Consider the following 14,635-nt stretch of genomic DNA (forward strand, 5'->3'; position numbering starts at 1 on the left):
GCCTCTCTTGTGGGCGCGGGCTTGGCCCGCGAAAAGGCCGGACTTATGCGACACAAGGCCAATAGCCAGCCCGGAAGCGGAACGAGTGTGTTACTAAGTGTGTCTAGACCTACTTAGCACACTCCAGGAGTAAAGCCGTCATGACCTCAACCTACTACACCGGTGAAGAGCGCAGTAAGCGCATCTTCGCCATCGTCGGTGCCTCTTCAGGCAACCTGGTGGAATGGTTCGACTTCTATGTCTACGCCTTCTGTGCAATCTATTTTGCGCCGGCCTTCTTCCCCTCTGACGACCCCACTGTTCAGTTGCTCAATACCGCGGGCGTGTTTGCCGCTGGCTTCCTGATGCGGCCAATCGGTGGCTGGATCTTCGGTCGCCTGGCGGACCGCCATGGCCGCAAGAATTCCCTGATGATCTCGGTGCTGATGATGTGCTTCGGCTCCTTGATGATTGCCTGTTTACCCACCTACTCGAGCATTGGCACCTGGGCCCCGGCGCTGCTGTTGCTGGCCCGTTTGATCCAGGGCCTGTCGGTAGGCGGTGAGTACGGCACTACCGCGACCTACATGAGTGAAGTAGCGCTGCGCGGCCAGCGCGGCTTCTTTGCTTCCTTCCAGTACGTGACGCTGATCGGTGGCCAACTGCTTGCCGTGCTGGTGGTGGTGATCCTTCAACAATTGCTGACTGAAGACGAACTGCGCGCCTGGGGCTGGCGCATTCCGTTCGTGGTCGGTTCCATTGCTGCGCTGATCTCGCTGATGCTGCGCCGCTCGCTGCACGAGACCAGCAGCGCCGAAACCCGCAAGGACAAGGACGCTGGCTCCATCAAAGGCCTGTTCCGCAACCACACGGCAGCCTTCATCACCGTGCTCGGCTATACCGCCGGTGGCTCGCTGATCTTCTATACCTTCACTACGTACATGCAGAAGTACCTGGTCAACACTGCGGGCATGACCGCGAAGAACGCCAGCTTCGTGATGACCGGCGCCTTGTTCCTGTACATGGTGATGCAGCCGTTCTTCGGCATGCTCTCCGACCGTATCGGCCGACGTAACTCGATGCTGCTGTTCGGTGCCTTGGGGACGCTGTTCACCGTGCCGTTGCTGATGGCGCTAAAGACCGTCAGTAGCCCGTTCATGGCCTTCGTACTGGTGACCCTGGCACTGTGCATCGTCAGTTTCTACACCTCGATCAGTGGCCTGGTGAAGGCCGAGATGTTCCCGCCGCAGGTGCGTGCGCTTGGTGTAGGCCTGGCTTACGCGGTAGCCAACGCAATGTTCGGCGGCTCGGCCGAGTATGTGGCCCTGGGCTTGAAAAGCCTGGGTATGGAGAACACCTTTTACTGGTACGTGACGGCGATGATGGCAATCGCGTTCCTGTTCAGCCTGCGCCTGCCGAAACAGGCGGCGTACCTGCACCATGATGATTAAGGACGTTGCATGAGCAACCTACTGTTCGACGCCTATTTCACCGCCCCGGCCATGCGCGAGATCTTTTCTGACCGCGGCCGTCTGCAGGGCATGCTCGATTTCGAAGCTGCCCTGGCCCGTGCCGAGGCTGCTGCCGGCCTGGTGCCGCACAGCGCGGTGGCGGCCATCGAGGCGGCCTGCCAGGCCGAGCGCTTTGACGTTCGCGCGCTCGCCGATGCCATTGCCACGGCAGGCAACTCGGCAATCCCGCTGGTCAAGGCGCTGGGCAAGGTGATCGCCAGTGGTGTTCCCGAGGCCGAACGCTATGTGCACTTGGGCGCCACCAGCCAGGATGCGATGGATACCGGGCTGGTGCTGCAGTTGCGTGATGCACTGGCGCTGATCGAGGCTGACCTCGCCACGCTGGCCGAAACCTTGTCGCGCCAGGCCCTGCTGCACGCCGACACACCGCTGGTGGGGCGTACCTGGCTGCAGCACGCCACCCCGGTGACCCTGGGCATGAAGCTGGCCGGCATACTGGGCGCCGTTACGCGCCACCGTCAACGGCTGCAGGAGCTGCGTCCGCGCTTGTTGGTACTGCAGTTCGGTGGCGCCTCCGGCAGCTTGGCGGCCTTGGGCAGCAAAGCACTGCCGGTCGCCGAGGGCCTGGCCGCACAGTTGAAACTGACCTTGCCCGAGCAACCCTGGCACACCCAGCGCGATCGCCTGGTGGAATTCGCCTCGGTGCTGGGCCTTATTGCCGGTAGCCTGGGCAAGCTGGGCCGCGATGTCAGCCTGCTGATGCAGACCGAGGCGGGCGAGGTGTTCGAGCCTTCCGCGCCTGGCAAGGGTGGGTCGTCGACCATGCCGCACAAGCGCAACCCGGTGGGCGCTGCAGTGCTGATCGGTGCCGCCACCCGGGTGCCGGGGCTGCTATCGACGCTTTACGCAGCCATGCCCCAGGAGCACGAGCGCAGCCTCGGCCTGTGGCATGCCGAGTGGGAAACATTGCCGGAGATCTGCTGCCTGGTTTCAGGCGCCTTGCGTCAGGCCCAGGTGATCGTCGAAGGCATGGAGGTGGACGCCGAGCGCATGCGCCGCAACCTCGACCTGACCCAAGGCCTGGTGCTGGCCGAGGCGGTGAGCATCGTCCTGGCCCAACGCCTTGGCCGCGACCGCGCCCATCACTTGCTCGAGCAATGCTGCCAGCGCGCCGTGGCCGAACAGCGCCATTTGCGCGCTGTGTTGGGCGACGAGCCGCAGGTGACCGCCGAACTGACTGAACAAGAGCTAGACCGTCTGCTCGACCCTGCCCATTACCTTGGCCAGGCCCGCGTCTGGGTGGCGCGCGCTGTGGCTGAACATCAACGATTCACTGCCTGAAGGAGACCGCTGTGGCGCATTTGCAACTGGCCGATGGCGTACTGAACTATCGACTCGATGGCCCGGACGATGCCCCGGTGCTGGTGCTGTCCAACTCCCTGGGGACTGACCTGGGCATGTGGGACAGTCAGATTCCGCTGTGGAGTGAGCACTTGCGTGTACTGCGTTACGACACTCGCGGTCACGGCGCTTCGCTGGTCACCGATGGCCCATACAGCATCGAGCAACTGGGCGGCGATGTGCTGGCGCTGCTCGATGCACTGGATATCCGGCATGCCCACTTCGTCGGCTTGTCCATGGGTGGCCTGATCGGCCAGTGGCTGGGTATCAATGCGGGCGAGCGTCTGCACAGCCTGACCCTGTGCAATACCGCGGCCAAGATCGCCAATGACGAAGTGTGGAATACCCGCATCGACATGGTGCTAAAAGGCGGCCAGCAAGCCATGGCCGACCTGCGCGACGCCTCGATCGCTCGCTGGTTCACCCCCGCGTTTGCCCAGGCCCAACCTGAGCAGGCGCAGCGCATCTGCCAGATGCTCGCGCAGACCTCTCCACAGGGCTACGCCGCCAACTGCGCGGCAGTACGCGACGCCGATTACCGTGAGCAACTCGGCCGTATCCAGGTGCCTACGTTGGTCGTTGCCGGTACCGAGGACGTGGTGACCACGCCGGAACATGGCCGCTTCATGCAGGCCGCGATCATCGGTGCCACCTATGCCGAATTCCCGGCAGCGCACCTTTCCAATGTCGAGATCGGCGAGGCGTTCAGCCTTCGCGTGCTTGACTTCCTGCTGGCTCGCTGAGGAATCTGCCATGGATGAGAAACAACGTTACGACGCCGGCATGCAAGTACGCCGCACAGTACTCGGCGATGCCCACGTGGATCGCAGCCTGGAGAAACTCAACGACTTCAATGGCGAGTTCCAGGAAATGATCACTCGCCATGCCTGGGGTGATATCTGGACCCGCCCAGGCCTGCCACGGCACACGCGTAGCCTGATCACCATCGCCATGCTGATCGGCATGAACCGCAACGATGAACTCAAGCTGCACCTGCGCGCGGCGGCCAACAACGGCGTGACCCGTGAAGAGATCAAGGAAGTGCTGATGCAGAGCGCTATCTACTGTGGTATTCCGGCAGCCAATGCCACCTTCCACCTGGCAGAATCGGTGTGGGATGAGTTAGGTGTAGAGTCTCGTCAACAGTCGTGAAGCTCACGCACCTGTAGGAGCGGCCTTGTGTCGCGAAAGGGCTGCGAAGCGGCCCCAGGATGGTTGCAGCGTCGCTGAAATTGATGGGGCCGCTTCGCGGCCCTTTCGCGACACAAGGCCGCTCCTACGCAGAGCGCAGCGCCACCGGCCCGGCATTGGCCTCAACTGCATGCTTGAGCGCCGGGCACATTCCCAGCATGAACGCCGCCTCCGCCACCACGAACAGCGGCCCGATGATCAGCCCGCTGATATCGTCGACGAACGCCGGCTTGCGGCCTTCGTAGTAATGCCCGACGAACTGGATGATCCAGCCCACCACAAATGCCCCTGCCCCAGCACTGAGCCACAGCGCGGTGCTTTGCAGCGCCAGTGCCTGGCCAACCCACAGGCACAGCCCCAGCAGCAAGCCCATCACCAGCCCGAAACGCAGGTCCAGGCGCAGGTAGAACCACACCGACGCTGCCGCTGCCACAAGGGCAGGGGACAGCCAGATCCCGGCGACGTCCCAGCCCGGGCGCGACAGCAGGATGGTCACGGCCAGCACGATCAGCGGAATGCCGACGAAGTGGGTAGCGATATTGCGTGGGTCGCGGTGGTAGCTGGCGTATTGGCTCAGGTGTTCAACGAGGTTTTTCATTGTTGTTCCTCCCTGGGTGGCCTGTTTGCATGGTGTAGCCTGTGCCGCACTGTTGGCGGGCACAGGCCACTCATACTGCTCAGGATAGCCTGTGGCGCACCACTATCATCAGCTTAGCGAATGGTGGCAGTGCGCATGGCTGATGGCCGGTGAGATCACAACAGGTTCAACGGATAACTCACGATCAAGCGGTTCTCATCGAACGCGTTGGTGCTGAAGTCCCTGCGCATGGTCGAGTTGCGCCATTTCACCGAAAGGTCCTTGAATGACCCCGACTGCACCACGTAGGCCAGTTCGGTTTCCCGCGCCCATTCCTTGCCGTCGTCGATGCTGCCAGAGGTGACATTGTCACCCTTGATGTAGCGGTTCATCAGGGTCAGGCCGGGGATACCGACGGTGACGAAGTTGAAGTCATGGCGCACCTGCCAGGAACGTTCCTTGGCATTGTCGAAGCTGGAGTTGTAGCTGTCGTTGGCCAGGGTGCCGCCGCTGGTGCCGTTGACCCGCAACCAGGCATCGTCGCCACTGACTTTCTGCAGGCCGACGTAGAAGGTGTTGCCCTTGTAGCGTGCCGAGAGCATGGCCGAGGCCGTGCGGTTGTCGAGCTGGCCTGCGCGTTCGGCCCCGTCTTCTTTGCCGATGAAATAGCCGAGGTTGGCGCCCAGGGTCCATTCGCTCAGCGGCTGGCTATGCACCAGGTTGATGTATTGCTGACGGTAGATGTCCTTGAGCTGGGCATCCCACAGGCCGATCATCGTGCGCTTGTCGTTGAAGGTATATTCGCCACCGCCGAAGTTGAAACGATCGGAGGTGAACGCCGCCCGCCCATTGAGCGACATGTCTTCCATGCTGGCGTCGTTGCGCGGGCTGTTGGCGCGGAACTGACCCGCGTACAGGGTCAGGCCCTCGATTTCTTTCGAGGTGAGCTGGCCGCCGCGGAAGGTCTGCGGCAGCGAGCGGCCGTCATCCGAGCGCAGAATCGGCAGCACTGGCATCCATTCGCCTACTTTCAGTTCGGTCTGCGACAGCTTGGCTTTCAGTGCAACGCCCAGGCGGCCGAAGTCGTCGGCGGGCCGGCCGTCATCGTGGACCGGTAGCAGGTTGGTATTGGTGGTGCCCTTACCGCCGTCGAGCTTGACCGAATACATGCCCAGTACATCCACGCCGAAACCTACGACGCCCTGGGTGAAGCCGGAGCGGGCATCGAGGATGAAGCTTTGCGTCCATTCCTCTCCCTTGGCTTGGGAGTGAGCCGGGTCGACAAAGTTGCGGTTGATGTAGAAGTTGCGCAGGTTGAGGGTGGCCTTGGCGTCCTCCATGAAACCGCCTTCGGCGGCCAATGCGGGGAGGGCACAGGACATGGCCAACAGGCCGGGCAGCAGCTGGCGTGCGGGGTGCGAAATGCTCATCTGTCGTGGATCTCTTGTTTTTATTGGCGAACCGGTGCGCTGCAGAGTGCAGCCTGCAGGGCGGGTCTTTTTGTCAAATTGGCAACGTGTTGCTGGAGAGGATGGTGCGGGGAGGGCAGCAGTGAGGCAATTCGTCGCAAGCGGAAGCGGGCGATAATCGAACGGAATGTTCCAGTTGGTTAATTATTTGTCAGGCAGCGTTGTGCGCAACAAAAAACCCACCGCGAGGGGTGGGTTTTTGTGTTTACCTGAACAGTCAGCTCTTCGGTGTTGCCGCCGATGCCTGCTGATTGGCCTGCCCGGTCTGCTCGTACCAGCCACCGCCGAGCGCTTTGTACAGGTTGACCTCGCTGGTCAGCTGCGACAGGCGATCGGTGATCAGCGACTGCTGTGCACTGAACAGGTTGCGCTGGGCGTCGAGGAAGGTCAGGTTGCTGTCGATACCGATGCGGTAACGGCGTTCGGCCAGGCGGTAGTAATCCTGGTTCGCCTGCACCAGGTCACGTTGCGCCTGCAACTGCTCTTCGAAGGTCTTGCGTGCCGCCAGGCCATCGGAGACTTCCTGGAAGGCGGTCTGGATGGTCTTTTCATACTTGGCGACGTTGATGTCCTTCTGGATCTTCGAGTAGTCCAGGCTCGCCTTCAGACTGCCGGCGTTGAAGATCGGCAGGTTGATCTGCGGCTGGAACAGCCAGGTCCCCGAACCACCTTTGAACAGCCCGTCCATGTCCGGGCTCAGGGTGCCGGCGTTGGCGGTCAGGCTGATGCTCGGGAAGAACGCTGCTCGCGCTGCGCCAATGTTGGCGTTGGCGGCCTTGAGCAGGTGCTCGGCTTCCTGGATGTCCGGGCGGCGCTGGAGGATGTCCGACGGCAGGCCAGCCGGCACTTCCGCCAGCTGGTCGGCATCGAGCTCCAGCGGCTTGGGCAGGTTGGCCGGGATGCCGGTACCCACCAGCACGGCCAGGCTGTTGAGGTCCTGGGCGACAAGGCGCTGATACTGCGAATACTTGACCCGTGCCCCTTCCACGGCGGTGCGCGCCTGGCTGAGGTCGAGCGCCGAAGCTACACCGACTTCGTTGCTGCGGCGGGTCAGGTTGTAGCTTTCCTCGTAGGTCTTGAGCGTCTCTTCGGTCAGCTTGAACAGTGCCTGGTCGGCCTGCCAGGTGTAGTAGGCGTTGGCCACGCTGGCCACCAGGGCGATCTGCGTGGAGCGACGCGCCTGCTCACTGGACAGGTAGGTTTCCAGGGCCTGCTCGGTCAGGCTGCGTACGCGGCCGAACAGGTCCAGCTCGTAGGCGCTGACGCCCAGCGTGGCCGAGTACTGGCTGGTGATGTTGGCCTCACCGGTTGTCGACAGGTCCGCCGGGACGCGCTGGCGGCTGCCGCTGCCGGTGGCTGAAACCGCCGGGAACAGGTCGGCGCGCTGGATGCGGTACTGCGCGCGGTAGGCGTCGAGGTTCAGTGCCGCCACGCGCAGGTCACGGTTGTTCACCAGCGAAGTCTGGATCAACTGCTGCAGTGCCGGGTCGTGGAAGAACTGGCGCCAGCCCTGTTCGGCGGCGGCCACGTCGGCCGACTCGGTCGGCGAGTACGCAGGGCCTTGCGGCCACTGCGCTGCCACCGGTGCTTCCGGCGTCTGGTAATCAGGGATCAGCGAGCAGCCGCCGAGAATGAAAGCGGTTACCGCCAGGGACAACAAAGACTTGGTCATTGCCCAGCCTCATAACGTGGAGTTTCAGGGGTGGCGTCCTGTTCCGGCTTTTTGCTGCCGAACAGCGACGACACTGCGACGAAGAACAGCGGTACCCAGAAGATGGCCAGCACGGTCGCACTGATCATGCCGCCGATTACCCCGGTACCGATGGCATGCTGGCTGCCCGCGCCAGCGCCGCTGGAAATGGTCAACGGTACCACGCCGAGGATGAATGCCAGCGAGGTCATGATGATCGGGCGCAGACGCATGCGGCATGCCTCGATCGCTGCGTCATACAGGCTCTTGCCTTGTTCGTGCAGTTCCTTGGCGAATTCCACGATCAGGATCGCGTTCTTCGCCGCCAGGCCGATGGTGGTCAACAGGCCTACCAGGAAGTACACGTCATTGGACAGGCCGCGCAGGCTGGTGGCGATCAGCGCACCGATGATGCCCAGTGGAACGACCAGCACGACGGCGATCGGGATCGACCAGCTTTCATACAGTGCTGCCAGGCACAGGAACACGAACAGGACCGAGAGGGCGAACAGTGCCGGCATCTGCGAGCCGGAGAGCTTTTCCTCGTAGGACATGCCGGTCCAGGAGTAGCCGATGCCGTCCGGCAGTTCGCCAGCGATCCGCTCCACCTCAGCCATGGCTTCACCGGTACTGTAGCCTGGTGCCGGTGCACCGAGAATCTCCATTGCCTCAACGCCGTTGTAGCGCGACAGCTTGGGCGAACCGTAGGTCCATTCACCGGTGGCGAAGGAGGAGAACGGTACCATCTCGCCTGCACCGTTGCGCACGTACCACTTCTGCAGGTCTTCCGGGCTCATCCGGGCGTTTGGTTCACCCTGGATGTACACCTTCTTGACCCGGCCGCGGTCGATGAAGTCGTTGACGTAGCTGGCACCCAAGGCAATCGACAGGGTGTTGTTGATGTCGGAGATGGTCACGCCCAGGGCGCTGGCACGTTCGTCATCAATGGTCAGCTGGTACTGCGGCTCGTCGTTCAGGCCGTTCGGACGCACGGCGCTGAGCACCTTGCTCTGGGCAGCCTTGGCCAGGAACTGGTTGCGCGCTTCCATGAGTTTCGCATGGCCGACGCCACCACGATCCTGCAGGAATACGTCGAAGCCGGTGGCGTTACCCAACTCCAGTACCGCAGGCGGAGCAAAGGCGAACACCATCGCATCACGGAAGCTGAAGAAGTGCTGCTGGGCACGCTCGGCCAGGCCGAACACGCTGTTCTCCTTGGAGCGTTCGTCCCACGGCTTGAGCATGATGAACGCCATGCCCGAGCTTTGCCCGCGACCGGCGAAGTTGAAGCCGTTGACGGTGAACACCGACGACACGGTATCGGCTTCGTCCTCGAGCAGGTACTCACGCATCTGGTCAATCACCACCTGGGTGCGCTCGGCACTGGAACCGGCCGGTGTCTGCACCTGGGCGAACAGTACGCCCTGGTCTTCCTCGGGCAGGAACGCGGTAGGGATGCGGGCGAACAGCCAGATCATGCCGACGACGATCAAGGCGTAGCCCAGCAGGAACGGCACCTTGTTGCGCAGGATGGTACCCACGCTGCGCTCGTAGCCGTTCACGCTGCGGTCGAAGTTGCGGTTGAACCAGCCGAAGAAGCCACCTTTGGCCACATGGTGCTCGCCCTTTTTAAGCGGCTTGAGCATGGTGGCGCACAGCGCCGGGGTGAAGATCAGTGCCACCAGCACCGACAGGCCCATGGCCGAGACGATGGTGATGGAGAATTGCCGGTAGATCACACCCGTGGAACCGCCGAAGAAGGCCATCGGCAGCAGCACTGCCGACAGCACCAGGGCGATACCCACCAGCGCGCCCTGGATCTGCTCCATCGACCGCTTGGTCGCCTCTTTGGGCGGCAAGCCTTCCTCGGACATGACCCGTTCGACGTTCTCCACCACGACGATGGCGTCGTCCACCAGCAAGCCGATGGCCAGGACCATGGCGAACATGGTCAGGGTGTTGATGCTGAAGCCCGCGGCGGCAAGGATGCCGAAGGTGCCCAGCAATACCACCGGTACGGTCATGGTGGTAATGATGGTGGCGCGGAAGTTCTGCAGGAACAGGTACATCACCAGGAATACCAGGACCACGGCTTCGATCAGGGTGTGTATGACCCCGCTGATCGATTCGGTGACCACCGGCGTGGTGTCATACGGGAACACCGCCTTGACCCCTGGCGGGAAGAACGGCTCCAGGTCGCTGATGGTCTTGCGCAGGGCCGTGGCGGTATCCAGGGCGTTGGCGCCGGTCGCCAGCTTGACCGCAAGGCCCGAGGCCGGCTTGCCGTTGAACTGGGCGCTGATGGCGTAGTTTTCGCCGCCCAGGCCGACCTGGGCAACATCGCGCAAGCGAACCTGCGAGCCATCGCTGTTGACCTTGAGCAGGATATTTTCGAACTGCTCGGCGGTCTGCAGGCGAGTCTTGCCGATGATGGTGGCGTTCAGCTGGGTGCCGGGTATGGCAGGCAGGCCGCCGAGCTGGCCGGACGACACCTGCACGTTCTGCGCGGCGACCGCGGTCTTGACGTCGACCGGAGTCAGCTGGAACTTGTTCAGCTTGGCCGGATCGAGCCAGATACGCATGGCGTACTGTGCACCGAACACCTGGAAGTCACCGACACCTGCCGTGCGCGAAATCGAGTCCTGCATGTTGGAAACGATGTAGTTGGCAAGGTCATCCTTGGTCATGCTGCCGTCTTCGGACACCAGGCCGATCACCATCAGGAAGTTCTTCACTGCCTTGGTGACGCGGATACCTTGCTGCTGTACTTCCTGCGGCAGCAGTGGGGTGGCCAGGTTCAGCTTGTTCTGTACCTGAACCTGCGCGGTATCAGGGTTGGTGCCCTGCTCGAAGGTGGCGGTGATGGTCATGCTGCCGTCGGAGTTGCTCTCCGAGGACACATAACGCAGGTTGTCGATACCGTTGAGCTGCTGCTCGATCACCTGCACCACGGTGTCCTGCACGGTTTGCGCCGAGGCGCCCGGGTAGGTCACGGAGATGGCGATGGCCGGCGGCGCGATGCTTGGGTACTGGTTGATCGGCAGCTTCAGGATCGACAAAGCGCCGACCAGCATGATCACCAAGGCGATCACCCAGGCGAAGATCGGGCGATCGATAAAGAACTTCGACATGGTTTACTCCGCTTTGGCGTCTGCTTTGGCCGCGCTGGCCTGATCAGGGCTGCCCGGTTTCTTGACGTTGGTGGCATCGCTGACCTTGACCTCGACACCCGGGCGCACGTACTGCAGGCCCTCGGTGATCAGGCGGTCGCCCGGGTTCAGGCCTTCTTCGATCAGCCAGTCGCTACCCAGGGTGCGGCTGGCCTTGAGCTGGCGCAGTTCGACCTTGTTCTCCTGGTTGACTACCAGCGCGGTCGGTGCACCCTTGAGGTCACGGGTCACGCCTTGCTGCGGGGCCAGGATGGCATTGCTGTTGACCCCGGCCTTGAGCCGCGCGTGCACGAACATGCCGGGCAGCAGGGTGTGATCAGGGTTGGGGAAGATGGCGCGCAAGGTCACCGAACCTGTGGTCTCGTCGACCGCCACTTCGGAGAACTCCAGGCGACCTTCCTGCTTGAACAGGCTGCCGTCTTCCAGCACCAGCTGGACGGACGCGGCGTTGTCGCCGGACTTCTGCAGCTGGCCGCTTTCCAGGTCACGGCGCAGCTTGAGCAGCTCGGCGGTGGACTGGGTGACATCGACGTAGATCGGGTCGAGTTGCTGGATGGTGGCCATGGCATTGGTCTGGCCATTGCTCACCAGCGCACCTTCAGTGAACGACGAGCGACCGATACGACCGCTGATCGGCGCCAGTACCTTGGTATAGCGCAGGTCGATCTGGGCACTTTTGAGCGCTGCCTCGGCCTGCAATCGTTTGGCATTGGCGTCGTCGTATTCCTGCTTGGACACCGCCTGTTCGTCTATCAGCTGCTTGTAGCGCTCGGCCAGCGAGCGGGTAGCCTGGAGGTTGGCCTGGGCGTTGGCCAGGGTGGCCTCGTATACGGCAGGGTCGATCTGGTACAGCTGCTGACCGGCCTTGACGTCGCTGCCTTCCTTGAACAGGCGCTTGAGAATGATGCCATTGACCTGAGGGCGCACTTCGGCCACGCGATAGGCGCTGGTGCGCCCCGGCAGCTCGGACGTCAGGGTGAAGGCTTGGGGCTGGATTGTCACGACGCCGACCAGAGGAGCCTGTGCTGCGGGCGCGGCTTCTTCTTTCTTACAGCCACTTAGCAGAGTTGCCAGGGCGACGGCGGAAACCAGAGCGGTAACGGCTGGCTTGAATTGCATGAGGATCCTCGGGTCGCTAGAGCAGGGAGACGCTCAAGAGTAATGGAAGAGTCTTGTCAGAAAAAATGCTATCAGGTGGATAAATAGCTTACTAACGAATATACTTACATTCATGGTTGTTTGTAAATACCGTTGGGTAGTACTTGGCTACTATCCGGCCCCTTGATTAGCCCATCCGGAGGCACCCTTCAGAGGTGACCCCGGCGGATTCCCCGCAAGCAACGTGCCTGCGGGCCCAGATGAGGTTGTACTGCCATGGTCCGTCGAACCAAAGAAGAAGCCCAGGAAACCCGAACCCAGATCATCGAGGCGGCGGAAAAGGCTTTCTACAAGCGTGGGGTTGCGCGAACCACCCTGGCTGACATCGCCGAACTGGCGGGCGTGACCCGCGGTGCTATCTACTGGCATTTCAACAATAAGGCGGAGTTGGTGCAGGCGCTGCTCGACAGCCTGCACGAAACCCATGACCACTTGGCGCGTGCCAGTGAAAGCGAGGACGAACTGGACCCACTCGGCTGCATGCGCAAGCTGCTGCTGCAAGTGTTCAACGGGCTGGTGCTCGACGCCCGGACCCGGCGTATCAATGAGATCTTGCATCACAAGTGCGAGTTCACCGATGACATGTGTGAAATTCGCCAGCAGCGCCAAAGTGCGGTGCTGGATTGCCATGAGGGCATTACCCTGGCGTTGGCCAATGCCGTGCGCCGTGAGCAGTTGCCGGCCGGGCTGGATGTAGAACGGGCAGCCGTGGCCCTGTTTGCCTATGTCGATGGCCTGATCGGGCGCTGGTTGCTACTGCCAGACAGCGTCGATCTGCTGCGCGATGCCGAAAAATGGGTGGACACCGGGCTGGATATGCTGCGCTGGAGCCCTGCCTTGCGCAATTGACACTTTGTTAAGGATTGTGAGGGAGTGTTTTCCCTGAGCATTAAGGGATGATTAAAACCTAAGGTGCTCCCCTAGCGCCCACGCAACTGCCGGTCCGGCAATGCCACTGCCGCCACCAGCCCCAGCAGCGCCACCGTGGCGCTGCCCAGCAACAGGTGCCTGAAGGTTTCCAGCAATCGTGCCTGGGTTGCAGGATCCGCTTCCCCAGCCTGCAGGCTCCCCAGCAACGGATTACCCGCCAATTCGAACCCCCCCTGATGCAGCAGTGCCAGCAGTACGCTGGACATGCAGGCCACGCCCATGGCGCCGCCAAGTGAGCGGAACAGATTGGTCGTGCTGGTGGCCACGCCGATGTCCTTGCTATCCACAGCGCTCTGGGTGCCTACCAGCGATGTCGGGAACTGCAGCCCACAGGCGATGCCTGTGAACAACATGAAAAGCGCACTGAGAACGCCCGACTGCGGTGGGGTGATGGCCATGGCGAAGATCGCCACCGGCATCAGCAACGCACCGGCGAGGATCTGCGGCTTGTAGCGGCCAGTGAAGCTGGTCATGCGCCCGCCGGTGAATGCACCGATGGGCAGGCCGATGGCCAAGGGCAGCAGGTGCAGCGCGGCGCTGTCGGCCCCGGCCCCGGTGATGCCCTGGTAGCGCAGGGGCATCAGCATGGTCAGAGAGATCGATTGGAAACTGGCGAAGAAAATCACCGCCCAGCACAGCACGGCCACCCGGTTGCCGAACAGCCCCAGTGGCAGCAACGGTTCCTGGCAACGACGTTCATGCCAGATGAACAAGGCTGTGCCAAGCCCGGCACAGGCGAACAGGGCCATCACGGCAGGCGCAGTCCAGGCGTGGCCCTGGCCGACCAGGGTAATGCCCAGCAGCAGGCTGCCCAGGCCAATGATCAACAACACCGCCCCCACATAGTCCACCTGGGCCTGACGGCGTTGCACGGGCATGCCCTCCAGGGCGCGGTGGATGGCCCACAGGGCGGCCAGGCCCAAGGGCAGGTTGATCCAGAACACCCAGCGCCACGACAGGTATTCGGTCAGCCAGCCACCCAGTACCGGCCCGGCCACGCTGGCTGCGGCATACATGCTGCTGAAATAGCCCTGGTAGCGGCCACGCTCCCGGGGTGGTACGAAGTCGCCAATGATCGCCTGGCTCACCGAAACCATGCCGCCCGCACCGATACCCTGCAGCACCCGCGCCAGCACCAGCTGCTGCATGTCCTGGGCCAGGGCGCAGGCGATGGAGGCCAGGGTGAACAGGCTGATGCCGGTAAGGATCATGCGGCGGCGCCCATACAGGTCCCCCAGCTTGCCGTAGATCGGCACTGCCACGGTCATCGCCACCATGTAGCCCGATATCACCCAGGCCAGCAGCCCGACGTCATTGAACCGGGCGGAGATGGCAGGCAGTGAAACGGCGACGATGGTCTGGTCGAGGGCGCCAAGGAAGATGGCCAGCATCAACGCGGTGAGGACGCTGCGCAGGGCGGTCGGGGGCAGTGCGGCGGTCACGGAGGGGCACCTTGTTTGAAAGACAGCAGTGGCTTTGCTGGCCCACGAGCGGGCCGGCACCAATACCGCGATTGTAACCTGACTTAGGTAGCTACCTATGTACTATCAGCATCGCCCATGCAAGATCGGCATTGGCGCATTCATCCAGTGCTGCAT

11 protein-coding genes are annotated in these 14,635 nt (G+C 62.5%); 5 read left to right on the top strand and 6 right to left on the bottom strand.

What is annotated here, in order from left to right; genetic code table 11:
- Positions 1-140 precede the first annotated feature (140 nt).
- The 4 genes from JOE27_RS21485 to pcaC are packed head-to-tail and all read left to right on the top strand — an operon-like array spanning position 141 to position 4,004.
- Positions 141-1,430: an MFS family transporter gene (locus tag JOE27_RS21485; protein ID WP_012312939.1), complete on the top strand. Its 1,290-nt coding sequence runs from the start codon at positions 141-143 to the stop codon at positions 1,428-1,430.
- A 9-nt stretch (positions 1,431-1,439) separates the two neighbouring features.
- Positions 1,440-2,792 (top strand): 3-carboxy-cis,cis-muconate cycloisomerase, encoded by a 1,353-nt coding sequence (locus tag JOE27_RS21490; protein WP_115273672.1) that lies wholly within the window; start codon positions 1,440-1,442, stop codon positions 2,790-2,792.
- Positions 2,793-2,803: 11 nt separating this feature from the next.
- On the top strand, positions 2,804-3,595 hold the full coding sequence (gene pcaD, locus JOE27_RS21495; protein ID WP_115273673.1) for a 3-oxoadipate enol-lactonase: 792 nt from the start codon (positions 2,804-2,806) through the stop codon (positions 3,593-3,595).
- 10 nt (positions 3,596-3,605) lie between these two features.
- Entirely contained in the window at positions 3,606-4,004 is a 399-nt protein-coding gene (pcaC, locus tag JOE27_RS21500; RefSeq protein WP_115273674.1) for a 4-carboxymuconolactone decarboxylase, read from the top strand.
- 124 nt (positions 4,005-4,128) lie between these two features.
- Here the strand turns inward: pcaC and JOE27_RS21505 are convergent, their stop codons facing one another.
- The 5 genes from JOE27_RS21505 to ttgA all read right to left on the bottom strand — a co-directional run bounded on the left by JOE27_RS21505 (position 4,129) and on the right by ttgA (position 12,068).
- A complete protein-coding gene (locus tag JOE27_RS21505) occupies positions 4,129-4,641 on the bottom strand; it encodes an Mpo1-like protein (RefSeq protein ID WP_046784915.1) in 513 nt (170 codons plus the stop codon).
- A gap of 155 nt (positions 4,642-4,796) precedes the next feature.
- The gene (locus JOE27_RS21510) at positions 4,797-6,050 is read right to left on the bottom strand and encodes an OprD family porin (protein ID WP_115273675.1); all 1,254 of its coding nucleotides are present in this window, start codon (positions 6,048-6,050) and stop codon (positions 4,797-4,799) included.
- Positions 6,051-6,306: 256 nt separating this feature from the next.
- The gene (locus JOE27_RS21515) at positions 6,307-7,761 is read right to left on the bottom strand and encodes an AdeC/AdeK/OprM family multidrug efflux complex outer membrane factor (protein WP_046784917.1); all 1,455 of its coding nucleotides are present in this window, start codon (positions 7,759-7,761) and stop codon (positions 6,307-6,309) included.
- The gene (gene ttgB, locus JOE27_RS21520) at positions 7,758-10,910 is read right to left on the bottom strand and encodes a multidrug efflux RND transporter permease subunit TtgB (RefSeq protein ID WP_046784918.1); all 3,153 of its coding nucleotides are present in this window, start codon (positions 10,908-10,910) and stop codon (positions 7,758-7,760) included. Before ttgB ends, JOE27_RS21515 begins: the two co-directional genes overlap by 4 nt.
- Before the next feature lie 3 nt (positions 10,911-10,913).
- Positions 10,914-12,068, bottom strand: a complete 1,155-nt coding sequence (ttgA, locus tag JOE27_RS21525; RefSeq protein ID WP_012312947.1) for a toluene efflux RND transporter periplasmic adaptor subunit TtgA — start codon at positions 12,066-12,068, stop codon at positions 10,914-10,916.
- 255 nt (positions 12,069-12,323) lie between these two features.
- On the opposite strand from ttgA, the gene ttgR reads away from it, so the two are divergent.
- Positions 12,324-12,956, top strand: coding sequence for an efflux transport transcriptional regulator TtgR (gene ttgR, locus JOE27_RS21530; protein ID WP_046784920.1), 633 nt, complete (start codon positions 12,324-12,326; stop codon positions 12,954-12,956).
- Between the two features lie 71 nt (positions 12,957-13,027).
- On the opposite strand, the gene JOE27_RS21535 is transcribed toward ttgR, so the two are convergent.
- Positions 13,028-14,479 (bottom strand): MDR family MFS transporter, encoded by a 1,452-nt coding sequence (locus tag JOE27_RS21535; protein ID WP_204919855.1) that lies wholly within the window; start codon positions 14,477-14,479, stop codon positions 13,028-13,030.
- Positions 14,480-14,635: the final 156 nt, after the last annotated feature.

Origin of the sequence: Pseudomonas sp. M5, from assembly GCF_016907075.1 — a bacterium.
GTDB lineage: Bacteria > Pseudomonadota > Gammaproteobacteria > Pseudomonadales > Pseudomonadaceae > Aquipseudomonas > Aquipseudomonas putida_E.